General features: G+C 37.2%; 22 protein-coding genes. 16 read left to right on the forward strand and 6 right to left on the reverse strand.

Annotated features, from left to right (window positions below; all coding sequences use genetic code 11):
- Positions 1-232 precede the first annotated feature (232 nt).
- Entirely contained in the window at positions 233-1,099 is an 867-nt protein-coding gene (locus tag ACB089_RS01415) for a MurR/RpiR family transcriptional regulator (RefSeq protein ID WP_374964936.1), read from the forward strand.
- Between the two features lie 113 nt (positions 1,100-1,212).
- Here the strand turns inward: ACB089_RS01415 and ACB089_RS01420 are convergent, their stop codons facing one another.
- Positions 1,213-2,010 (reverse strand): GNAT family N-acetyltransferase, encoded by a 798-nt coding sequence (locus tag ACB089_RS01420; RefSeq protein WP_374964938.1) that lies wholly within the window; start codon positions 2,008-2,010, stop codon positions 1,213-1,215.
- 502 nt (positions 2,011-2,512) lie between these two features.
- On the opposite strand from ACB089_RS01420, the gene ACB089_RS01425 reads away from it, so the two are divergent.
- Positions 2,513-3,439, forward strand: a complete 927-nt coding sequence (locus ACB089_RS01425) for a manganese-dependent inorganic pyrophosphatase (protein WP_374964939.1) — start codon at positions 2,513-2,515, stop codon at positions 3,437-3,439.
- A 38-nt stretch (positions 3,440-3,477) separates the two neighbouring features.
- Here ACB089_RS01425 and ACB089_RS01430 read toward each other — a convergent pair whose 3' ends face one another.
- Positions 3,478-4,857, reverse strand: a complete 1,380-nt coding sequence (locus tag ACB089_RS01430; RefSeq protein WP_374964941.1) for an FAD-dependent oxidoreductase — start codon at positions 4,855-4,857, stop codon at positions 3,478-3,480.
- Positions 4,858-4,983: 126 nt separating this feature from the next.
- On the opposite strand from ACB089_RS01430, the gene ACB089_RS01435 reads away from it, so the two are divergent.
- The 3 genes from ACB089_RS01435 (at position 4,984) to ACB089_RS01445 (ending at position 9,192) form a co-directional block, all read left to right on the forward strand.
- On the forward strand, positions 4,984-5,691 hold the full coding sequence (locus ACB089_RS01435) for a DsbA family protein (RefSeq protein WP_374964943.1): 708 nt from the start codon (positions 4,984-4,986) through the stop codon (positions 5,689-5,691).
- 208 nt (positions 5,692-5,899) lie between these two features.
- The gene (locus ACB089_RS01440; RefSeq protein WP_374964944.1) at positions 5,900-6,526 is read left to right on the forward strand and encodes an FMN-dependent NADH-azoreductase; all 627 of its coding nucleotides are present in this window, start codon (positions 5,900-5,902) and stop codon (positions 6,524-6,526) included.
- Positions 6,527-6,831: 305 nt separating this feature from the next.
- Complete coding sequence (locus ACB089_RS01445) at positions 6,832-9,192, forward strand: bifunctional 2',3'-cyclic-nucleotide 2'-phosphodiesterase/3'-nucleotidase (RefSeq protein ID WP_374964946.1); 2,361 nt, start codon at positions 6,832-6,834, stop codon at positions 9,190-9,192.
- Here ACB089_RS01445 and ACB089_RS01450 read toward each other — a convergent pair.
- Complete coding sequence (locus ACB089_RS01450; RefSeq protein WP_374964947.1) at positions 9,181-9,417, reverse strand: DUF2500 family protein; 237 nt, start codon at positions 9,415-9,417, stop codon at positions 9,181-9,183. The two genes, ACB089_RS01445 and ACB089_RS01450, sit on opposite strands and share 12 nt — an antisense overlap.
- 210 nt (positions 9,418-9,627) lie before the next feature.
- Here ACB089_RS01450 and ACB089_RS01455 point away from each other — a divergent pair, with 210 nt between their 5' ends.
- The 10 genes from ACB089_RS01455 (at position 9,628) to ACB089_RS01500 (ending at position 17,971) form a co-directional block, all read left to right on the forward strand.
- Complete coding sequence (locus tag ACB089_RS01455; protein WP_374964949.1) at positions 9,628-9,933, forward strand: winged helix-turn-helix transcriptional regulator; 306 nt, start codon at positions 9,628-9,630, stop codon at positions 9,931-9,933.
- Between the two features lie 220 nt (positions 9,934-10,153).
- Positions 10,154-11,068, forward strand: a complete 915-nt coding sequence (murB, locus tag ACB089_RS01460; RefSeq protein ID WP_374964950.1) for a UDP-N-acetylmuramate dehydrogenase — start codon at positions 10,154-10,156, stop codon at positions 11,066-11,068.
- 55 nt (positions 11,069-11,123) lie between these two features.
- The gene (locus tag ACB089_RS01465) at positions 11,124-11,879 is read left to right on the forward strand and encodes an exodeoxyribonuclease III (protein WP_374964952.1); all 756 of its coding nucleotides are present in this window, start codon (positions 11,124-11,126) and stop codon (positions 11,877-11,879) included.
- Positions 11,880-12,058: 179 nt separating this feature from the next.
- The gene (locus ACB089_RS01470; RefSeq protein WP_374964954.1) at positions 12,059-12,430 is read left to right on the forward strand and encodes an ArsR/SmtB family transcription factor; all 372 of its coding nucleotides are present in this window, start codon (positions 12,059-12,061) and stop codon (positions 12,428-12,430) included.
- Positions 12,411-14,534 (forward strand): heavy metal translocating P-type ATPase, encoded by a 2,124-nt coding sequence (locus tag ACB089_RS01475; RefSeq protein ID WP_374964955.1) that lies wholly within the window; start codon positions 12,411-12,413, stop codon positions 14,532-14,534. The genes ACB089_RS01470 and ACB089_RS01475 overlap by 20 nt, the downstream gene beginning before the upstream one ends.
- Before the next feature lie 160 nt (positions 14,535-14,694).
- Positions 14,695-14,994: a late competence development ComFB family protein gene (locus ACB089_RS01480; RefSeq protein WP_374967639.1), complete on the forward strand. Its 300-nt coding sequence runs from the start codon at positions 14,695-14,697 to the stop codon at positions 14,992-14,994.
- 119 nt (positions 14,995-15,113) lie between these two features.
- A complete protein-coding gene (gene mntR / locus ACB089_RS01485; RefSeq protein ID WP_068984888.1) occupies positions 15,114-15,533 on the forward strand; it encodes a transcriptional regulator MntR in 420 nt (139 codons plus the stop codon).
- Positions 15,534-15,575: 42 nt separating this feature from the next.
- Positions 15,576-16,433 (forward strand): S1 RNA-binding domain-containing protein, encoded by an 858-nt coding sequence (locus ACB089_RS01490; protein WP_374964957.1) that lies wholly within the window; start codon positions 15,576-15,578, stop codon positions 16,431-16,433.
- Positions 16,434-16,606: 173 nt separating this feature from the next.
- The gene (locus ACB089_RS01495; protein WP_368637600.1) at positions 16,607-17,521 is read left to right on the forward strand and encodes a DUF1002 domain-containing protein; all 915 of its coding nucleotides are present in this window, start codon (positions 16,607-16,609) and stop codon (positions 17,519-17,521) included.
- Between the two features lie 168 nt (positions 17,522-17,689).
- Positions 17,690-17,971: a GNAT family N-acetyltransferase gene (locus ACB089_RS01500; RefSeq protein ID WP_374964959.1), complete on the forward strand. Its 282-nt coding sequence runs from the start codon at positions 17,690-17,692 to the stop codon at positions 17,969-17,971.
- A gap of 264 nt (positions 17,972-18,235) precedes the next feature.
- Here ACB089_RS01500 and ACB089_RS01505 read toward each other — a convergent pair whose 3' ends face one another.
- Positions 18,236-18,442: a hypothetical protein gene (locus tag ACB089_RS01505; protein WP_375122126.1), complete on the reverse strand. Its 207-nt coding sequence runs from the start codon at positions 18,440-18,442 to the stop codon at positions 18,236-18,238.
- Between the two features lie 551 nt (positions 18,443-18,993).
- On the opposite strand from ACB089_RS01505, the gene ACB089_RS01510 reads away from it, so the two are divergent.
- Positions 18,994-19,305, forward strand: coding sequence for a hypothetical protein (locus tag ACB089_RS01510; protein WP_374964961.1), 312 nt, complete (start codon positions 18,994-18,996; stop codon positions 19,303-19,305).
- An 18-nt stretch (positions 19,306-19,323) separates the two neighbouring features.
- On the opposite strand, the gene ACB089_RS01515 is transcribed toward ACB089_RS01510, so the two are convergent.
- Together ACB089_RS01515 and ACB089_RS01520 are read right to left on the reverse strand one after the other, a co-directional pair.
- Positions 19,324-20,466, reverse strand: a complete 1,143-nt coding sequence (locus ACB089_RS01515; protein WP_374964963.1) for an MFS transporter — start codon at positions 20,464-20,466, stop codon at positions 19,324-19,326.
- 148 nt (positions 20,467-20,614) lie between these two features.
- On the reverse strand, positions 20,615-22,135 hold the full coding sequence (locus tag ACB089_RS01520) for a succinate CoA transferase (RefSeq protein ID WP_374964965.1): 1,521 nt from the start codon (positions 22,133-22,135) through the stop codon (positions 20,615-20,617).
- Positions 22,136-22,242: the final 107 nt, after the last annotated feature.

Here is a 22,242-nt window from a genome sequence, read left to right on the forward strand (position 1 = left end):
ATCCATATAAAATTATAGCTGTTAGATTATGTTGATAAAGATACTATGAATAACATTGATGCAATGTCGTTTTTTGCGAACTGTCGTATTAGTGAGTTAAAGCGTTGAAGATTTTTCTGAAAAGTCATTGTATTCAAATTGTAATCGTGATACTGTATTTTTAATCATAATTTAGCGTCAGTAGGAAACAATCTCCATTCTTGAAATTTCATTGAAAGAAAGGTTGTTAGAAATGAGTATTAATGAAGAAATAAAAAGAAGATTTGTTAGGTTGTCGAAGGGGCAGCGTAAAGTTGCACAATTTGTTATGAATAACCCTTCAGCTGTAATTGGGAACGGAGCAGCTGAAGTTGGTAGACAGGCGAATGTTAGTGAATCGACAGTTATTCGTTTTTGTTATGCGATGGATTTATCGGGCTATGTAGAGCTTCAAGATGAAATTAGAAGCTACTTAATGACTCAAAATGATGAGCTGAGTCTTCAACCTACATATTCTTCAAGTAAGGGAAATACTTCGAGTTTTGGTAAGGTAATGCAACGTGATGTTCAAAATATTCAAGATACGATTCATTTGATAAACGATCATATGCTTCAAAAAAGCTCGAAATGGATGCATGAGGCAGATAATGTTTACATTTTAGGTACTCGTCAAGCTGCGTCCATAGCAAATTGGTTATCGTCCACACTGACAACTTTACGTCCAAATGTGAAACAGCTTCGCTCAGAATCTGATGATATTGTACAGCAAATTAACAGTATGGGGGAGCGTACGACGTTAATAGTTTTTTCATGGGACAAGCATTCTAACGATATTCAAACGATTGTAGAAATTGCAAAGAAGAAAAAGGCAAGAATTATTGCCATTACCTGTTCGGCGTTGTCGTCTTTTCGGGAATATGCAAGTGCATTATTTACACTTGGCATGAAAAAGCAATCTGCATTGGACGTTATTCCAGTTTTGTTTTCGTTTTTACATGCGTTAATTGAGGAAATGGTCAGTCAGGATAAGGCGCAATATGAGAAATATCAGCAATCGTATGAGCAAGTAGAAAATAATTTATTATTCTTAGATGCAGCAAGAGAAAAGCAAGTTTTCTAAATATATATTAACGCGTAGAAAACGTACGATACTTATCTATGCGTTTTTTATATTACAGGGCTACATATAAAAAAGATGTCCAAATAATTTTTAGACATCCTTGAAAAAGAAGCTTATAAAATTTTACTTAAGCTAAATTCGTTAATAAAGGCATCATTTAGTTTAATAGCATTTAGTCGAATACCTTCTTGCTGAAACCCAAGTTTTTTAAACAAATTTAAAGCACGATCATTATGCTCCATAACAGTTAATTCTAAGCGCGAAATATGTCGCTGTTTAGACCAGGTTTCAACTGCCTTCATAAGAGCTGAACCGAGCCCTTGTTGTTGATACTCTTCTTTAACAGCTAAGTGGACTGCTGCAACATGCTTAACTTTAGAGTGTTTATATCCATGGATGACGGCATAGCCAGCAAAAATACCATTTAATATACAGAGTAAAATCGTACGGTTTTTCAGCTGTTTCCAATAGACTAAATCCTTACGAAGCTGTTGAACGGTAAGATCTAATTCATTTTGCATGTTATACATGAAGTCAGTTTGTTGGAAAATTTCTTCTTGCAAATGAATAAATGATCTAGCGTCTGATGCTTCCAATGCGCGAATTATGTATGCAGATTGGTGATCTTCATTTTTAATATTGCTTGTAGTCTTCATTTGTGTACGCGAGAAAGTTACGCTAGTGCCGAGCTTTACATCAATTACATAGTAGCCTGCATTTGTCCATGACAAATAGTGAGAGAGAGGAGGTTTTGTTTTCTTCCACCAGCTCCTATTCAAGTATGCTGCATTTGGTAAGGCTTGTCCCATAATATTTTCTAGTTCGCTAAAAGATAAAGTAATTTCTTGTTGTAATGCTACTTCAAAATAATTTGCTAAAGGAATATACTTTTTTTCCATCTTCTTTGTCATCGTAATCCCCATTTCCTGTATACCCTAAAATATAGATACCTGATGATAGCATAAAATTATGGTTTCTTAAATATGAAAACGCAACTATATATCTATTTATAGTAAATATTTTTAATGAACTATATATTGTTATTATCAAATGTTAAAAATGGGATGGAAAAAGTAGATAAATATAATAAATTTAATAATGTTCAAGAAATAGTCATTTGAGGTAATTTTCTGGCTCATCACCAAAAGTTGTGAATACCATTTTAAAAAATATATGCCCTGTATGTTAGTTGAGGATTAGCGATAGAGGAACGGAAATCAACCACACGTTCTGGTAATGAGCCAATGTTTATCTAGTTATCGAAATTTGAGCATGACAATTTGTTAAAACGTTTAAATACATGAAGGTGTAGGAGAACCTATTCAGACAAACTTTCACTTTATATCATGTTAGCTCATAAGGTATGATAAAATAAAATGCAAATGTTATTGCCATTTAGGAGGAATAAATTTAATGAGTAAAGTTTTAGTTTTCGGACATAAAAATCCAGATACAGACACAATTACGTCTGCTATCGTATATGCATATTTAAAGCAACAAATCGGAGTAGATGCGGAAGCTGTACGTCTTGGAGAAGTGAATAATGAAACAAAATTTGCATTAGACAAATTTGGCTTTGAGGCACCGCGATTAATTTCTTCGGTAGTTGGTGAAGCAGAAAAAGTAATTCTTGTAGACCACAATGAATTCCAGCAATCAGCTGATGGCATTGAAGAAGTCCAAATTACAGAAGTAATCGATCATCACCGTATTGCTAACTTCCAAACGGCTGATCCACTATATTACCGTGCAGAACCTGTAGGCTGTACTGCAACGATTTCAAACAAAATTTTCAAGGAAAATGGCGTAGAAATCCCTGCAAATATCGCTGGATTAATGCTTTCTGCCATCGTTTCTGATACATTATTATTCAAATCTCCAACTTGCACAGAGCAAGATGTAAAAGCTGGTGAGGAACTAGCTAAAATTGCAGGTGTTGATGTTGCTGAATACGGATTAGCAATGCTTAAAGCAGGTGCTGACCTTTCAGATAAATCATTAGAAGATCTTTTATCTTTAGATGCGAAAGAATTCCAATTCGGTGAATATAAATCTGTAGTAGCTCAGGTAAACGCAGTCGATATTAACGATGTGCTTGGCCGCCAAGAGGAACTAGAAATTTTGTTAAACAAAAATGTAGCTGAAAATGGCTTAGACCTATTCTTCTTCGTTGTAACAGATATTTTAAACAATGACTCAACAGCTGTTGCAATTGGACAAGTAGCAGAGGCTGCAGCAAAAGGATTTGGTGCAGAACTTGTAAATAATCGTGTAATTTTACCAGGTGTTGTATCTCGTAAAAAACAAATCGTTCCAGTTTTAACTGACGCATTGAAATAATGGAAAAGAGGTTGTCCTAAAAAAGGCAACCTCTTTTTTTAATCTAGCTTTAATGGCTGCACAGCAGGGCCTTCAAGTACTTCACCTTTGGCATTAAAACGGGAGCCATGACAAGGGCAATCCCAAGTTTCATCGGCTTCATTCCATTTTGTTTTACAGCCTAAATGCGTGCAAGTTGGTGCATTGCCATGTCTAATATAACCAGATACAAACTCCTTTGCTACGAAGCCACCTACCTTTAGCATTTGCATGAACTGAGCCCCAAATTTCGTACGTGCTGGTGAATAAAGAGCCATTGCCCCATCCTCATTCCTTGCCCCAGTTATTAGAGAGGATAGTAAATCTCCAGCTACAAAAGAATTAGAAATTCCCCATTTTCGATAGCCGGTTGCAATGAAAACATGAGGTAAGGACTGCGTAATCCTGCCGACATAAGGTACCATATCAGGCGTTTCAATGTCTTGCGCTGACCATCGATAGATTGGATCCTGATCGAAATGCCCCTTCATTTCATTTTGAATAGCCTCATAATAGGGCTCCGTATTAGTTGTTTCACCTGCAATATGATTAGCTCCACCTAATACTAAATAATGCTCGTCGTTAATGGTAGCCGTCCGAATAGAGCGAGTAGGAGTATCTACGCATAAATATTGTCCTTGCAGGGTATCGGTAATTTTAGCAGCAACCATATAGGAGCGACTGTTAGATAGTTTAAAAAGCTGTAGCCCTTTAAAGGCTTCGATGGGATAGTGTGTGCACAAAACAAGCTTGTTATATTGAACCGACATATCACTTGCGGTTTGTAAGTTATTTTGTGGTATGTTTAATTGCTGAACACGGGTATTTGTATAAATTTTTGCTCCCAACGATTGCGCTTCTTTTGCAAGGAAGTTACAAACCTCTACAGGATTTATTTGAGCTTGCTGGGACATACTTAGCGCTTTTGTTATCGGAAAGGGAAGCTCTGTATCAGAAGTGATTTTCGCCGTAATATTTAATACTTTATAGGCATTCCATTCTTTTAATAATTGGGCATAGCCTTCTTTAGTTTGGCAATAAAGCAATGAATCTACTTGTTGAATACTCTTCTTAGGGAGCAACTGTAAAGCTTTTTCAACAGCCAGTTGATTGAGCTGATAATAGAGCCGTGCCTCATCTACAGAAAGTTTTTCTATTAGATTGCCATAAACTAAGCTGTGTTGGGCAGTTAATTTTCCCGTTGAGTTACCGGTCGTACCATGACTGATGTGGGAATTTGCCTCAAGCAAGACTACATCTACACCGGATTTTGCTAAGACATAGGCTGTGTATAGTCCTGTCAAGCCTCCACCGATTATACATACATCACAAGTCGTTGATTCAGGAAGAGATGTTAGGGAGACGGGATCAGTTGTTGCTAGCCAAAGAGATTGTGTCATACATAAACCTCACATTGTTTTTAAGTTCAGTATGTAGATTGATTTGAAAATTTATGCAATGAAGCATTAAAATTGCCTTAATGTCAGGATTACCGCTACAATGTAGCAAAAGGAGCGTGACTAGTAATGAAAATTGAAATCTGGTCAGATTATGTATGCCCATTTTGTTATATTGGTAAAAAACAATTAGAGCAGGCTATTCAGGATACTGGTTTTGCAGGACAGGTGGAGCTCGTTTATAAAAGTTATCAACTTGATCCAACAACGCCTGAAGATACAAATATGTCTACGTATGAATATTTAGCGAATAAGTACGGGATGACGCTAGAAAAAGCGAAGGAAATGGCGCAAGGTGTTGCTGCTCGTGCGAAAGAGGTTGGCCTGGACTATAATTTCGATAAGTTAATGGAAGAAAATACATTAAAAGCACATCGTTTAGTAAAATGGGCGGAACAGCAAGGGGATGTGACAGCGCTGGTAGAAGCACTGTTACGCAATTATTTTATCGAAGCAAAGCGTATCGGGCAGGATGACGTATTAATCGATATTGCGGAGCAAGTAGGTTTGAATCGTGAAGAAGTGACAAAGGTACTTTCTAGCGATGATTTTAAAACAGAGGTAGAGACTGATATACAAGAGGGGCTACATCTTGGCGTACGAGGCGTACCGTTCTTTGTGTTAAATCGTAAGTACGGTATTTCTGGAGCACAACCTCAAGCAGTTTTTGAAGAAACTTTGCGTAAAGTAGCAGAGGAAGAAGGCTTACAATCTGGATTAAAGGTCGCAGGGTCTGAAGATGGTGGAGTTTGTACAGATGATAGCTGTAAATTTTAATTCTATCGGAGAAAAGTAAAAAATAATAGAACCCGATTACTTTTGAAAGGAAGCCGATCAGATTAGTGGTGAGCCCGATCACTTCCAATATTTCAGCCAAAAGTCTGAGTCTACTAGCGTTGACTTTTAATAGAGAATTTTTTAAGATACTAATATATCTTGAATTCGAGATAAATTAAACTGTGAATTTAAAGGGAGAATTTATATAATGAACGTATTAGTAGTAAAAGCTAACAACCGTCCAGACGGTATTTCAACAAAAATGTATGACACATTTATGGAAAATGTACAAGGTGTAAATGTAACGACTTTTGACGTATTCGCAGAAGACATGCCTTATTTCGGTCAAGATCTTTTCAATGCTTTTGGTAAAGTACAAAATGGTGAGGAGTTAACGAACATTGAATCTCGTCTTTTGGCGGCTAAACAAAAAGCTATGGATGCTTTAACTGCAGCTGACGTAGTCGTGTTTGCTTTCCCTCTTTGGAACTTAACAATTCCAGCAACTTTACAAACTTTCATTGATTATGTATTCCAATCTGGTTATTCATTTAAATATAATGAAAACGGTCAATTAGTAGGTTTAATGACTGACAAAAAAGCTATTATTTTAAATGCTCGTGGTGGTTACTATTCATTACCAGAAGCTCAGCCAATGGAAATGTCAGTTAATTACATTAAAAACGTTGTTGGTGGCATATTTGGGATGGAAATTATTGAAGAAGTAATCATTGAAGGTCATAATGCTTCACCAGATAAAGCTCAAGAGATTATTGCAAATGGCCTAGAGGCAGTAAAAAAAGTAGCTCAATCTTTACAAACTGTAAATGTATAATAAATTATTTATTGATAAAAGTTCTCTCTAATTTGAGAGGACTTTTTTTACTTCTTTCATAGAGGTACGGTAGTGGTAAGGAGGTCTGACATATTGGTACTATGCGCTTTTTATTGATTTACATTTAATAACATCAGATTATAACAAATGATTATGTCATAATATTAATCGATCATTTTTAGGTAAAGTGTTTAGCTATTCTTCTAAAATTACATACAATTAGGACTATTTATTCGGTAAAAATACAGATTAGTATACTATAATAGAAATCGTAGGAAAATATTAGATTTATAGGAGGCTGTTACATGAATAAGAAAATAATAACTAAATTCTTTGCGATGTTACTTATTCTATTCACGGTATTGCCATTTGGACTTTCCGCAAATGCTGCATCAAACGATGTGACACGTGGAGATTACGTGAAAGAATTAGTGGAAAGCTTAAATGTCGAGCTAGGTGATGGTTCTAATCTTGCCTTCACTGATGTCCCTAAGGATTTAGCCCCGTATGTAGAAAAAGCAGTAGAACTGAAACTTATTAAAGGTAAAACTGCGACATTGTTTGGTCCAAACGATAAATTGACACGTCAACAAGCATTTGTTATTTCTGCTCGTGGATTAGTCAGTGAAAACGCTCCACTTTCTGTATTAGATCAGTTTAAAGATGCAGATCAAGTTGCTAGCACACATAAGCAAGATTTAGCAAATGCTGTTTCAGCAAACATATTACAAGGCTTTGAGGATAACACAATTCGTCCTCGTGACTATGTAACAACTGAGCAAATGCAAAGCATTGTTGAACGTTTTGTAGCTGAATACAAATTACCTACATCTGCAACTACAGTGGATCTTCAAATTTTAGGTACAACAGATATTCATACAAACCTTGTAAATTACAATTATTTCTTAGATGCTGAATCAGCTACTGTAGGTTTAGCAAACACTGCTACATTAATTGAACAAGCTCGTACTGAGAACCCGAATACATTATTATTTGATAATGGCGATTTAATTCAAGGAACGCCATTAGGATCTTATAAAGCGCTAGAAAACCCTATAAAGCCAGGGGAGGTTCATCCAGCTATAGCAGCACTTAATGTACTGAAATATGATGGTGGAACTTTAGGAAATCACGAGTTTAACTATGGCTTAGAGTTTTTAGATGAAGTATTAAATGATGCAAAATATCCAGTCGTAAATGCTAACACTTACGATGCTAAAACAAAAAAACGTATGTTTTCACCTTATGTCATTCTTGATAAAGAGGTTGTAGATAATACGGGTAAAAAGCACACACTTAAAGTGGGTGTTACAGGTATCGTACCTACGAAAATTGTTGAATGGGATGCGATCCATTTAGCAGGTAAGGTAGAAATGCAAGAACCAGTTGAAGCGGTAAAAGAAGTTGTACCAGAAATGCAAAAGGCTGGAGCAGACGTAATCGTTGTTCTTTCACACTCAGGTATTGGTGAGGACACTTATGTAAAAGGTGCCGAAAACGTTGGATACCAGATCTCTGAGATTGAGGGTGTCGATGCCTTAATTACAGGTCACTCTCATTTAACGTTCCCAGGGGACTATAAAAATCTTAAAAATGTTGACCAAGAAAAAGGTACAATTAACGGTGTACCTACTGTAATGGCAGGAAGCTATGGTAGCTATCTTGGAGTCATTGACTTAAAGCTAGAACAACAAGGTTCTAAATGGGCTGTAGTAGATGGACAAGGTTCTATCCGTTCTATTAAACAAGAAGGCTTACAACCATCTAAAACAGTTTTAGATGCAGTTAAAGAAGCGCATGAAGGAACGTTAAAGTATATTCGTCAACCTGTTGGTGAGACAAAAGCACCAATCCATAGTTACTTCTCAATGGTTCAAGACGATTCTTCAATTCAAATTGTGACACAAGCTCAAAAATGGTTTGTTGAAAATGAATTAAAAGGTACTGCTGATGAAAACACACCACTTCTTTCAGCTGGTGCACCTTTCAAAGCAGGCTCACGTAACAACCCTGCAGATTATACAAACATTCCTGTAGGTCCGCTTGCGATTAAAAATATGGCAGACATCTATCATTTTGACAATACTGTTGCAACGATTAAAGTAACAGGAGCACAAGCAATTGAATGGTTAGAAATGGCTGCTGGTATATTTGCTACAATCGATCCGAATAAAACGGAAGAACAAAATATTATTGACCCAGAAGCACGTTCTTACAATTTTGATGTATTAGATGGTTTAACATATCAAATTGATGTAACTTCACCACCTAAGTATGATCGTCGTGGTGACTTAGTAGACGAAAAAGCAAACCGTATTAAAAACGTACAATATAACGGTAAACCAATTGATCTAAATCAAGAATTCATCATTATTACAAACAACTACCGTGTTGGTGGTTCTTATGGTGCTACATTCAAAAATGCAGATGGCTCTAACGTAACAAATTATGCGTACGAAAATCGCCAAGCTGTTATTGACTACATTATGGTAAACAAAACAATTAATCCTGCTGCGGATAATAACTGGTCATTTGCACCATTCCCAGCAAATACAAAAATTATTTACCACTCTGCTAAGGATGCACAAAAAGTCATTCCTGCAGGCAGCAATATCGAATATTTAGGAGATACAGAAGGCGGCTTTGGTAAATATTTAATTAAATAATGAAAATGAAAAGGAGAGTGCGAATGAATCGCTGCTCTCCTTTTTATGTCGTTCAAAGGTGGGATACCTTGTTTCTTGAAATGTTAATAAACTAAAATCTCCATTTGCAAGTTGTCCATAATCACGACCACTCATTTTTAATTCTAGACGATCGCCACTTAATAAAGTGGTCATAATTTTAAAGGCAAGTGCATCTATAAGTAGTATGTAGTCATTAGATTCCATGATCATCCGTGAAGTGGTCGGCCATGGTTAATTTCTATGTCTTGCTTTATTTGAGCATAGAGGTACATAGTTTTCCATCAATAAAACCCTTTAATTATTTTTAGTAATTAAATATAAAATAATAAACAAGTTATGATAAGTAAATAAGTTACTTCAAATTTACTTTTCTTAAATTAATCGTTACAATAGAGTACATAAGAGGTGAAAATAATGAATGAGACAAATTTATGTCCTCGTTTAGCTAAAGCAATGGATTTAATCGGAAAACGCTGGACAGGGCTAATTTTATATCAATTATTAGATGGACCACAGCGCTTTAATGAGATTGAATCTGCATTACCTGTAAGTGGTCGTTTATTATCTGAACGTTTAAAAGAGCTAGAAAAAGAAGGGCTTGTTGAACGCAGAGTGTATTCAGAGGTACCAGTGCGTGTAGAATATTCTTTAACAGATAAAGGTCAGGCGTTAGAAGGGGCAATCCGTAATATTGAATCATGGGCAACGAGCTGGCTTTAGTGTAGGTCTATTGGAATTTTGATGGTTGGGTGAACAATCGGCTATTTATGTCACTAGGAATGACCACGAATTTTCTTTATAATATTCATCATCTCTGCACAGGTAGTCTCGCTGTCTGTTAAGTCGAGATAAAAAATACCCTTCATTTTACTTGTCAAATTAGGGTTCTATATCCATACTAGTGTAGGAGTAAGAAGGACGTTAGAAAGGAATTAGCTTCATGACAAAAGAACAATGGGTGGCGGATTTAGCACAGAGCGTTAATCCGGCCAATATTAAGTTAGATGAATCATTACAGCAATATACTATGACAAAATTAGGTGGTAAAGCGGATGTTTTCGTTCTCGTTGAAACAGAGGATGAGGCAGCGACGGTTATTCGTTATGCTAACATGAATAATATACCATTATTAATGTTAGGTAATGGATCTAATATGATCGTTCGTGATGGCGGTCTTCGAGGAATCGTTGTTACATTTTCGCTTTTAGATGAAATTCATATTAATGGTGACCATGTCTACGCGCAAAGCGGTGCGCTTATAAAAGATGTATCAAAGCTTGCAGCAACAGCATCTTTAACAGGCTTTGAATTCGCATGTGGTATCCCTGGTTCAATAGGTGGAGCTATGGCAATGAACGCAGGTGCATATGGTGGCGAAATTAAGGATATTATTATTTCATCAAAAGTGCTAACAAGAGAAGGTGACATTTTAATATTATCGAAAGAAGAGCTTGAACTTGGTTATCGTCAAAGTATCATTGCTAAAAAAGGGTACTATGTATTATCATCCGAATTTCAATTAGCTAAAGGTGTGCAGGAAGAAATTGATGCAAAAATTGCTGATTTAACGTTTCAGCGAGAATCTAAGCAGCCGTTAGAATACCCATCTGCAGGGAGTGTTTTTAAGCGCCCGCCAGGTCACTTTGCAGGCAAGCTTATTCAAGATAGTGGCTTGCAAGGTAAAGGCGTAGGTGATGCAGAGGTATCAACGAAGCATGCAGGCTTTATTGTTAATAAAGGTAATGCAACGGCTACTGACTATATTGCAACAATCGACATGGTACAACGAGTAGTTAAAGAAAAATTTGGCATCGATTTAGAAACAGAAGTAAAAATCGTTGGTGATGACTTATAAAACTCTACGCTCTTCGCTAATGGCGGAGGGCGTTTTTTGAGGAGTGAAACAGTAAATGAAATTTATATCTTGGAATGTCAATGGAATTCGAGCTTGCTTGGGTAAAGGGTTTTTAGATTTTTTCAATCACGTAGATGCAGATTTTTTCTGTATTCAAGAAACGAAGTGTCAGGCTGGACAAGTGGAGATTTCGCTTGAGGGATATGAGCAATATTGGAATTATGCACAGAAGAAAGGTTATTCAGGTACAGCAATTTTTACAAAGCATACGCCACTCGCAGTACGTTATGGCGTTGGTGAGGATGAATCACAAGAAGAGGGGAGAATTATTACGTTAGAGTATGAAGATTTTTACTTAGTGAATGTTTATACCCCAAATTCACAGCGTGATTTAGCTAGACTACCTCTTCGTTTAGAGTGGGAGGATCGGTTAGCGCTATATTTAAAAGAGCTAGATGCCAAGAAACCTATAGTATACTGTGGCGATTTAAATGTTGCACATATGGAAATTGATTTAAAAAATGCAAAGTCGAATGTTGGTAATTCAGGTTTTACATATGAAGAACGTGCAAAAATGACTGAGCTATTGGTAAGTGGTTTTGTGGATTCATTCCGCTATATGCATCCAGATACAAGAGATCACTATACATGGTGGTCCTATATGAATAAAGTGCGCGAGCGTAATATTGGGTGGCGTATTGATTACTTTATTGTTTCTGAGAGGTTAAAAGACAAAATTGATGTGGCAAGTATTCATTCACATATTATGGGCAGTGACCATTGTCCAATCGAATTACAGCTTAATAACTAGTGTCTATTAAAAATCGGTGTACATTTTGTGCACTGATTTTTTTGCTTATGTGATGTGAATTTAAAATTAATTGGAGTAATAAAGATATACATCATTTACATTCAAATACTCATTTGAATATGATGGAATATTATGCTATATTGAAAACAATCAAACGAACATTTGAATGAGGTGAGGAAATGCCAAAAGAAGTATGTGAAGTGACGCATGTTAACGAAGAAGCGGTCAAAAAGGTACAACAGCAAATGCCAGATCTATCAGGAGTAGCAAAGTTTTTAAAAGCATTATCTGATGAAACAAGACTCAAAATTGCATATGCCTTAACGGTCGAGGATGAATTATGCGTTTGTGATGTTGCCTCCATTATTGGCTCGTCAGTAGCAACAGCATCGCATCATTTACGTTATTTGAAAGATAATAACTTAGCAAAATCGTATCGTAAAGGAAAGCAGATGTATTACTCTTTAGCTGATGAGCATGTGTATCAAATTGTAACGGTTGCCTACGAACATGTGAAAGAGGGGATTGCAAATGGGAGCGACGCCAACTAAACAAGAATACAGGCTACAAAACTTGTCTTGTGCCAGCTGTGCAGCAAAGTTCGAAAAAAACGTGAAGGCTATTCCAAAGGTACAGGATGCACAAGTTAATTTCGGTGCTTCGAAAATAACGGTTATTGGCAATATTGACGTTAATCAACTTGAAGAAGCAGGTGCCTTCGATGGCATAAAAGTGTCCCAATCGACAGTAAGAACAATTGAAAAAACAACGCCTTTTTATCGAAAAACAGAAAATATTTTAGCTGGAATCTCCTTGCTATTCGTAATCCTTGGATATGTATTTGGAGCAATGCGTAGTGAAACTGAGCCGCTAACTATTGGGATGTTTATTATCGCGATTCTAGTTGGGGGAATTGGCATTTTTAAAACAGGTTTCCGCAATCTAGCACGCTTTGAATTTGATATGAAGACGCTGATGACCATTGCAGTAATCGGTGCAGCCGTTATAGGAGAATGGGAAGAAGCGGCCGTTGTTGTCTTCTTATTCGCTGTAAGTGAAGCGCTTGAAGCGTATTCAATGGATAAGGCGCGTCAATCGATTCGTCAGTTAATGGATATAGCGCCACCAACAGCAACAATAAAGCGAGCGCATGGCGAACATTTCCATGAGATGGAGCTACCAACGGAAGAGATTGAAATTGGGGATATTTTAATCGTTAAACCTGGTCAGAAGATTGCTATGGACGGAATTGTAGTGAGTGGATTGTCAGCGGTGAATCAGGCAGCGATTACAGGCGAATCTATTCCTGTTAATAAAACGGTCGATGATGAAGTATTTGCAGGTACTTTAAATGAAGAAGGTGCCTTAGAGGTACGTGTGACAAAGCGAGTAGAGGACACAACAATTGCAAAAATTATTCATCTTGTTGAAGAGGCACAGGCAGAAAAAGCACCTTCTCAGCAGTTCGTTGATCGCTTTGCGAAATACTACACACCGGCCATTATGATTATTGCCTTACTTGTGGCCGTTATACCACCTTTGTTTATAGGTGATTGGCAACATTGGATTTATCAAGGATTAGCAGTCCTTGTTGTTGGTTGTCCATGTGCACTTGTTGTTTCTACACCAGTTGCTATCGTTACGGCAATTGGGAATGCCGCTAGACAAGGCGTCCTTATTAAAGGCGGTATTCATTTAGAGCAGCTCGGTCATATTGAAGCAATAGCATTTGATAAGACGGGTACACTGACAAAAGGTAAACCTGCTGTAACGGATATTTTTACAGCGAAAGGGATGTCTGAGGAATATGTTTTACAGCTGGTAGCAGCAGTTGAAAAACAATCGCAACATCCATTAGCTAAAGCTATTTTGCAGGCATTGCATGATAAAAATTTAACAGAGCTTATACCGACAGACTTTCAATCCGTAACAGGCATGGGTGCTTATGCAACGGTTAATGGTCAAATAATTTATGTAGGAAGCTTAAAATGGATTGCTACTTTAACGACTGTTGATGAGATGGTAAAAGAACAGGTTAAAAAACTTCAAAAACAGGGTAAAACAGTTGTAGCAGCTGTTAGTAATGATCAGTATATTGGGATGATTGGAATTGCTGATCAATTACGTCAAGAGAGTAAAGATGTCTTGGATAAGTTAAATGGTCTAAAAATAAAGCATAAAGTTATGCTGACAGGCGATGCAGAACCAACAGCTCAGGCAATTGCAACTTCTTTAAATATGACAGATGTGAGGGCAAGTTTATTACCAGCAGAAAAATTAATGGCCATTAAAGATTTACGTGCACAGTTTGGCGCAGTGGCGATGGTAGGAGATGGTGTCAATGATGCACCCGCACTTGCTTCAGCCAATGTTGGCATTGCAATGGGAGGTGCTGGCACTGATGCAGCACTAGAAACAGCGGATATCGCATTAATGGGTGATGATTTATCGAAACTTCCATATACAATTGATTTAAGTAGAAAAACATTACGCATCATTAAAGAGAACATTATATTTGCCCTAGTCTTAAAATTAGTGGCCCTGTTACTCGTTATCCCAGGATGGTTAACATTATGGATTGCAATCTTTGCAGATATGGGCGCTACATTATTAGTTGTTTTTAATTCGTTACGATTAATCAAAACTAAGAAGTAGTAAATAAGATGTAATTCGGTGACAAATGTAGGTCATTAATCTCGCTAAGGAGCTAGTCGTTTTTATACTACTAGTGATTCTTGAAAAAAAACCTTGTTACCGCTATTATGGTTTCAGGAATAATGTAACAATTAAATATAAACGAGGCGATGGTTTGAATATGTCAGATCCTATTTTAGTAAATGTTACAGAGGAAATTGTGCGTGGTTTAGTAAGCTTTCTACTACGAGGACCGGAATATCAAACATTTTGTAAATGTGAAATCTGTGAACTTGATGCAGTGGCACTTACACTGAATGCATTGCCTAGTAAGTATGTTACATCTTTGGAATCCCGAGATGAAGCGTTTAAAGTGATGAATACTCCTGAAAATATCGAACGAATTAATAAAGAGATTATTCATGCATTACATGTGGTAAATAAGCATCCTCGACATAAAGTGGAGCCAACTTCTAGATGAAGCTGGCCCTTTTTTGATTGCCCATGTAGTGTTTTTCTGGCATATGTATTTTCAGTTAACTTTTAAGCCAAGCTTGTAGTAAACTAGAGAGTAAGAAAAGGAAAGAGAGGGAATAGGATATGCCAACACCTAGTATGGAGGACCATATCGAACAAATATATTTATTAATCGCTAATAAAGGGTATGCCCGTGTGTCTGACATTGCTGAAGCATTATCTGTTCTTCCTTCTTCTGTTACAAAAATGGTTCAAAAATTAGATAAAGATGGTTATTTAGTTTATGAAAAATACCGTGGACTTACATTGACGCCCAAAGGAGAAAAGCTTGGAAAACGTCTTGTACAGCGCCATGAGCTTCTAGAGCAATTTTTGCGAATCATTGGTGTAGATGAAGAGCGTATTTACGATGATGTAGAAGGAATCGAACATCATTTAAGTTGGAATTCAATCGACCGAATTGCGGATCTTGTGCAGGTAATGGAAGAAAATCCAGACATCGCGAAAAAACTAGAGGCAACTAAGATACAACATAATCTATAAAGTTTTTTGCGAAAATGATGGTGTGAAGGAAAGGAAGACAATATGAACGAATTAAAATCAGGTGAAGTTGCTACGTTAACTGTATTAGAGCAACAAGCATCGAAATGGATCTTAACAAATGGAGTTGACGAACTACCTTTAAATGCTTCAGAGGTAACAGAGCCACTTGCAGTAGGTGATCGCCTTGAAGTATTTTTATTTGCGGATCGTCGTGGTGATTTAGCGGCTACGACAGCTATCCCAACTTTCGTACAAGGTGAATACGGTTGGGCTCGTGTCCTAAGAGTAGCCGAGCGTGAAGGGGCTTTTGTAGATATCGGTACTTCACGTGAGGTGCTAGTGAAAGCGGAAGATTTACCTGCAATAACAGAGCTTTGGCCAGCACCAGGCGACCATGTATTTATGACATTACGTACAGATCGCAATGGTGATTTATTTGGACGTTTAGCAACTGAAGAAAAAATCTCGGAATTATATGAAGGTGCATTTGATGACATGCACAATAAAAACATTAAGGCACGCCCGTATCGTTTATTACCAGTAGGCTCATTTTTATTGGGCGTAGAATTACCGTACCGCATTTTTGTCCATGAATCAGAGCGTAATGCAGAGCCTCGTCTTGGACAAGACGTAGTTGTGCGTATTATTGATGTAAAAGATGACGGTTCAATGAATGGTTCACTTTTACCACGTAAGCATGAGCGTATTTCTGACGATGCTCAGCGAATTTTAAACTATTTACAAGAGGTTGGGGGCAAAATGCCTTTTGGTGATAAATCCTCTCCTGAAGAAATTCAAGAAATGTTTCATATGAGTAAGGCTGCATTTAAACGTGCATTAGGAACACTTCTGAAAGCTGGTAAAGTGAAACAGCAAAACGGTTGGACTGAAGAAATTTAGGGCATAAGAAGCCACGAAATAGTGAGATGCTAAAGAGTGGGGATACTGCCAGAATAAAAGAAATGACGAGAGACAACATTGAAACCTTCTCGTCTTTTTTTCGTACTAATTACTGTATAATGGCGTACATTATACAGACCAAATGTGTTTTCTAACGAAAGGGGTCACACAATTTGAAAAAAACGTGGATGAAAATACTAACAGCGACTATGTTAGTATTTGGCGTGATGGCACCAGCAACAAGTTTTGCGGCTGATAATACGCCACCAAAAGCAATTGATGAAAAACTAGGCGTACCGATCGTCGTATATGGGGCAAACTTATCTGAGGCTGAAAAAGAGTCTGTTAAAAAATCATTAAAAGTGGATGAAGAGCCTGAAATTGAAGAAATAACAGTATCAGGTCAAGACTTAGTTAAATATATTAAAGATAGTAATTCGAGCTCTCGTATGTATTCCTCTGCTAAAATTACGCGCAAGAATGCAGGAGAAGGTTTAGTTATTGAGATTGTTACACCATCAAATATTACACAAGTTACGTCTGAAATGTATGCAAATGCAATGCTAACAGCAGGTATTGAAGATGCAACAGTACAGGTGGCTGCACCAAAAGCAGTAACAGGTCATTCAGCGCTTGTGGGAATTTACAAAGCTTACGAAGTAACAACAGGTGAAAAGCTTGATATTGATCGTACAGATGTTGCCAATGAAGAACTATCTGTAGCAACTACTCTTGCACAATCAGCAGGGGTGGACGATGCCAAGGTTGCACAATTACTAACGGAAATTAAAAAACAAATTGCAGAATCAAAACCAGCAACTCGAGAAGATGTTGAACAGATTGTGCAAGAGCAATTAAACAAGCTTGAAATTAATTTAAGTGAACAGGACCGTCAATTGTTAGTTGATTTGATGGACAAAATTAGTAAGCTAGACATTGATTTTAGTAAATGGTCTGAACAATTAGATGATATTAGCAATACAATAAAAGAGAAATTTGGCGCACTTATGGAAGATGAAGGATTTTGGGCAAGTGTGAAAAATTTCTTTGCTAATTTAAAGGATACAATTTCTTCATGGTTTAATTAATTCATAGAAAAGAGTCTGCAACACTTCCTCCTGATTGCTAGAGGAAAGTGAGCAGATTCTTTTATTTTTATCATCTTTGTTCAAGGGATTGGATTTTTTAAGTACCACCCACTATCTTTGTAAAAATGTAAAAGGCTATGTTACTATGAAAAAAAGGAGTGGTGAGAAATGGAATTTCAATTACAGCAGCTAGCAGAAAATAAACTTGCTTTTGTCTATGAGCAAGAAGGGGAAAGGTTAGCAGAAATTACATGGCAACAAAAGGGGCAAGTAATGGTAATGGATCACACATATGTATCAGATAAGCTCCGTGGACAAGGTGTGGCCAAAAAATTATTAGATTATGCAGCGGCATACGCCCGTGGAAATGGCTATAAAATGGAAGCTGTTTGTTCCTATGTAGTTGCAGCATTTGAAAAATCTAATGTTTATGATGATGTAAAACGATAAAAAATAAGGCAATCTGCAATTGTTAAGTATGCAGATTGCCTTTTAACTTTTTAGCAAATGTTTTTTGCACCGAAAGCGTAGCGGCAGGTACAGAAGTCATCCACCTCTATAGGTAGTGAGATGAATGCATAATTGATTTCCTATGGCAAAATATCCACGATGCCCCTTACAGTAAAAGGATACTATAAATTAGTGCAGTTAAGACACTCGCTCCACCTATTAATGAAGCCAAATCTACCCAATCATATACTAAGTCTAGATCTTTCATAATAACCACTCTCCTGTTGCTAGTATTAATACATTAATTACCTTTATTCGTCCTTTATAATCAAAAATAATTACATAATTAGGCTCCTCACTATAACGTGTGGTTGATTTCCGTTCCGACTGGGCGCTTTCCTGGGGGCGTCCGATGAGCCGCTTCACTCGCGTTGCTCGCTCCAGGGTCTCATCTGTGACGCTGATCCCCAAGGAGTCGCCCAGCCTCCACTCCAATCAACCTATATCAATTTCGCCTTGGCGTAATTGCGTCCGGATTTTGAATTGTGCCAAGGCCTGCAAATATTTTTTGTGCGAAAGCGTAGTGCTAACGTAGCGGCAGCAACATGTTTTTTGCGCGAAAGCGTAGCGACAGCAGCACCGATGCAGGTCAGTTAGCCGTTTTCGCAGGATGCGAAGATTTTAGGCTAACATCCTTAAATTCATTCCTTTGAAAATCCGTGACATCCGCCAGAGGCTTTATCTTCATTCAGTAGTGGTTGGGAACCTATTGACAGGGAACCACATCCGTATTTATCTCACTACCTTCAGAGGTGGGAGTCTTCTACTGAATAGAGATACAAGGCATATATGATTAATATGTCTTGAAAATGTCCTATGAATTACCGACACGATCTGACAGAAACGAAAGGGATAGAGGATTCTCACCTTATATATGCTGTAACATAAATAAAAATTATGTTTAGTCTAATAAAAATAAGGAAAAGATATAATACGAGCCACTATTTTGGGAGGGATTTATAATGGCAAAACGTAAAGGAACAGGTGTTGTGATTGCAGGGTTAGCTGGATTAGCAGCATCTTATTTAAGTAAAAAAGAAAACCGGGATAAAGCATTAAGTATGTTCAATGGTGCAAAATCTAAATTGGGATCTTATCTGAATACAACGAATATGGACATGCACAAAAACATTTCAGAGCGTATAACTACTGAAGTCGCGACAGAAGCTGGAACATCCCCAACGAAAATAGCTTCAAACGAAATGGTTGCTGAAGGTGGAGGACATACAAGTATTCATTATTATCATGAAGAAATTCATGAAAAAAAGAAATAAATAAAAAAACCTTCTCATTTAAACGTGAGAAGGTTTTTTATGTGTGATTATAATAATGGCTGCAAATACTAACAAAACAACGCCAGTAAATATAAAGCCACTGACAATTCCTAGTGAGAGCCATCCGAGCAAGGAGGAACCTAAGACAACTCCTAGCGAGAAGAATGCATAAAAATAACCATAGGCTTTTCCACGAATCTCAGCAGTTGTTGAGTCGATTAAAAGTGAATTTACTGACGGGAATAAGAAGCCAAACCCGATACCGTAGCAAGCCATTGCAATATAAAGTAACGTACTTGAATCTGCCTGACTAATTAATAATTGACTTACTCCCATTAAAGCAATACCAAGTGCTAAAGTTTTTATTGGAGCAACCTTATCGAAAATACGATTAGTAGGCAAAATAAATACAAGTACAGCAATAATTCCAAATGTACTCATCAAAGTTCCGCTTAAGCGAGAGTCGAAGCCTAAAGATTGCACTTTTAGAGGAAGTAGATAGGCGATAACGCCTTGAGAAAACATTAAAAAGAATGCCCCTAAGAATGCCTTTAATGTAAGTGTATTTTTAAAAAATACGCTTATAGGGATGTTTGTACTTGGTTCAGATTGTTGTTTTTTTATTTGATTGGATTTTAGTAAGAAAAAGGCAAGGATACCTAACAAAATCATAAAGCTTGCTGTTATATTAAAGACAAATGGTACACTAGTACGACTTGCTAAAATACCACTAAATGCAGGACCGATTATGGCAGCAATGCCGACGAACGCTCCGGAAATAGCACTACCCTTACCTCGTTTTTCTTGCTCAGTTGCATTTGCTAAAAATGTGAATGCAGCAGGGATGGTTAGACCAGCAACTAATCCATGTACAAAACGGACTATTAATAGAGCAATAGGTTCGTCTACTAAATTATATAGTGATAATGATAACCCTGTCGTTAATAGTCCTAGGATTAAAATAACAAAGGGACCTTTACGATCTGTTAAGAAGCCAGAAATAATATTACCGATTGTATTGGACAGAGAATACATGCCTACTGCTAGACCAGTTAAGAAGGCTGATGCTCCTAAGGATTCAGCATATGTACTCATGACAGGAAGTTGGGTAAATAGGTCAAAAAATGAAAAGAATATAATTAAATATATAAATTTCTTCATAGTTCCTCCGACAGAAAATTACGTATTTGGTGACATGTCAATATTTGACTACTAAGAAAGCCAAATATAAAACTATCACTTTATTATACCATTTTCGACAAAAAAGAACGCCTAATAAGATTTGACTTAGTAGGCGTTCTTTGGGTTATTAAGCTTTAGCAACTTCTTTTTTCATTGTTTTGTTTTTAGCAAGATTTACGTGCCAAGAAAGTGCTTCCTCTAAAATATGAGGTGTTTGATGGCCGCCAGTTGCTTCTAAAGCACGGTTATAGTAATCCCAAAGTTGTTCTTTGTAATCAGGGTGTGCACAGTTTTCTATAATTAAAGGTACACGCTCTTGTGGTGCAAGACCACGTAAGTCAGCAATACCTTGCTCAGTTACGATTACATCAACATCATGTTCAGTGTGGTCTACGTGAGAAACCATTGGCACGATTGAAGAGATAGCGCCGCCTTTTGCGTATGATTTAGTAACGAAAATACCTAGACGTGCGTTACGTGCAAAGTCACCTGAACCACCGATACCGTTCATCATACGAGTACCAGATACGTGTGTTGAGTTTACGTTGCCATAGATATCTAATTCAAGAGCAGTGTTGATTGAGATTAGGCCCAAACGACGGATAAGCTCTGGATGGTTAGAAATTTCTTGTGGACGTAAGCAAATTTTATCAGCGTATTTCTCTAGGTTACCGTATACTTTTTTCTGTAATTCTTCAGTCAGTGTAATTGAAGTAGCTGCTGCGAATTTAACTTTACCAGCATCAATTAAGTTGAATACAGCATCTTGAAGTACTTCAGAAGCAACAACTAAATCTTCAAATTCAGAATTTGCGAAGCCGTCAAGTACAGCGTTTGCAACAGAACCTACACCAGATTGTAATGGCATTAATTGTTTTGTTAAGCGACCAGCTTTAATTTCATCGCTGAAGAAGTCTAATAAAATGTTTGCCATTGTTTGTGTTTCTTCATCTGGCGGTACGATTAATGAAGGAGCATCTGGCTCTTCAGAAATAACAATCGCTTTAATTTTAGCTGGATCTACTTTGATACCGATGTCACCAATGCGTTGCATAGCATCAGTCATTGGGATTGCTTCACGTTGACCTTGCTCACCTGGTACATAGATATCGTGGATACCTATTAACGCTTCTGGGTGAGAGATATTTAATTCGACAATAATATTCTCAGCATATTCTGCGAAGATAGGTGAGTTACCTACTGAGTTTGTTGGGATAATAAATCCATCTTCTGTAATAGCAACAGCTTCAAGGATTAAATATTTAATTGGTCCAATAATTCCTTGGCGAACTAATTCAGCGTTATGTGAAAGATGAGCATCTACATAAAGGACATCCCCAGTGTTAATTAAATTACGGATCGTTGCATCTCCTTGGAATGGTCCACGTTTGCGGATAACACCAGCATCAGCTAAGTAGTTATCAACTTCAGGTCCTAAAGAAGCTCCTGTATATACATCAATTTTGAATTTTTCGTTTTTAGCGCGCTCTACTAAAGCCATAGGAACAACTTTCGCGTCCCCCGCACGAGTAAATCCACTCATACCAACTACATCACCGTTAGAGATAAGCGCTGCAGCTTCTTCAGCAGTAACAATTTTACTTTCAAGTTCTTTTAAGCCTAGGCGTTTTTGAACATTTGCATCCATTAAAAAATCCTCCCCTAAAAAGTATTGATGGAAACCGGTTACAAAACTAGAAAAAGTTCTGTAAGAATTTTCTGTATATTCGGTTGTAGTATGACTCCAACCATTTG

Source organism: Lysinibacillus sp. RS10, from assembly GCF_041956855.1.
GTDB classification, from domain to species: Bacteria; Bacillota; Bacilli; order Bacillales_A; family Planococcaceae; genus Lysinibacillus; species Lysinibacillus xylanilyticus_A.

Coding starts and splice junctions, on each gene's coding strand:
- ACB089_RS01430 (WP_374964941.1), bottom strand. CDS start 4,857: ATGACACAATCTCTTTGGCTAGCAACAACTGATCCCGTCTCCCTAACA.
- ACB089_RS01520 (WP_374964965.1), bottom strand. CDS start 22,135: ATGGATGCAAATGTTCAAAAACGCCTAGGCTTAAAAGAACTTGAAAGT.
- ACB089_RS01480 (WP_374967639.1), top strand. CDS start 14,695: ATGTCAGATCCTATTTTAGTAAATGTTACAGAGGAAATTGTGCGTGGT.
- ACB089_RS01470 (WP_374964954.1), top strand. CDS start 12,059: ATGCCAAAAGAAGTATGTGAAGTGACGCATGTTAACGAAGAAGCGGTC.
- ACB089_RS01440 (WP_374964944.1), top strand. CDS start 5,900: ATGAACGTATTAGTAGTAAAAGCTAACAACCGTCCAGACGGTATTTCA.
- ACB089_RS01420 (WP_374964938.1), bottom strand. CDS start 2,010: ATGACAAAGAAGATGGAAAAAAAGTATATTCCTTTAGCAAATTATTTT.
- ACB089_RS01450 (WP_374964947.1), bottom strand. CDS start 9,417: ATGGAATCTAATGACTACATACTACTTATAGATGCACTTGCCTTTAAA.
- ACB089_RS01510 (WP_374964961.1), top strand. CDS start 18,994: ATGGCAAAACGTAAAGGAACAGGTGTTGTGATTGCAGGGTTAGCTGGA.
- ACB089_RS01435 (WP_374964943.1), top strand. CDS start 4,984: ATGAAAATTGAAATCTGGTCAGATTATGTATGCCCATTTTGTTATATT.
- murB (WP_374964950.1), top strand. CDS start 10,154: ATGACAAAAGAACAATGGGTGGCGGATTTAGCACAGAGCGTTAATCCG.
- ACB089_RS01475 (WP_374964955.1), top strand. CDS start 12,411: ATGGGAGCGACGCCAACTAAACAAGAATACAGGCTACAAAACTTGTCT.
- ACB089_RS01415 (WP_374964936.1), top strand. CDS start 233: ATGAGTATTAATGAAGAAATAAAAAGAAGATTTGTTAGGTTGTCGAAG.
- ACB089_RS01425 (WP_374964939.1), top strand. CDS start 2,513: ATGAGTAAAGTTTTAGTTTTCGGACATAAAAATCCAGATACAGACACA.
- ACB089_RS01455 (WP_374964949.1), top strand. CDS start 9,628: ATGAATGAGACAAATTTATGTCCTCGTTTAGCTAAAGCAATGGATTTA.
- ACB089_RS01515 (WP_374964963.1), bottom strand. CDS start 20,466: ATGAAGAAATTTATATATTTAATTATATTCTTTTCATTTTTTGACCTA.
- ACB089_RS01500 (WP_374964959.1), top strand. CDS start 17,690: ATGGAATTTCAATTACAGCAGCTAGCAGAAAATAAACTTGCTTTTGTC.
- mntR (WP_068984888.1), top strand. CDS start 15,114: ATGCCAACACCTAGTATGGAGGACCATATCGAACAAATATATTTATTA.
- ACB089_RS01465 (WP_374964952.1), top strand. CDS start 11,124: ATGAAATTTATATCTTGGAATGTCAATGGAATTCGAGCTTGCTTGGGT.
- ACB089_RS01445 (WP_374964946.1), top strand. CDS start 6,832: ATGAATAAGAAAATAATAACTAAATTCTTTGCGATGTTACTTATTCTA.
- ACB089_RS01490 (WP_374964957.1), top strand. CDS start 15,576: ATGAACGAATTAAAATCAGGTGAAGTTGCTACGTTAACTGTATTAGAG.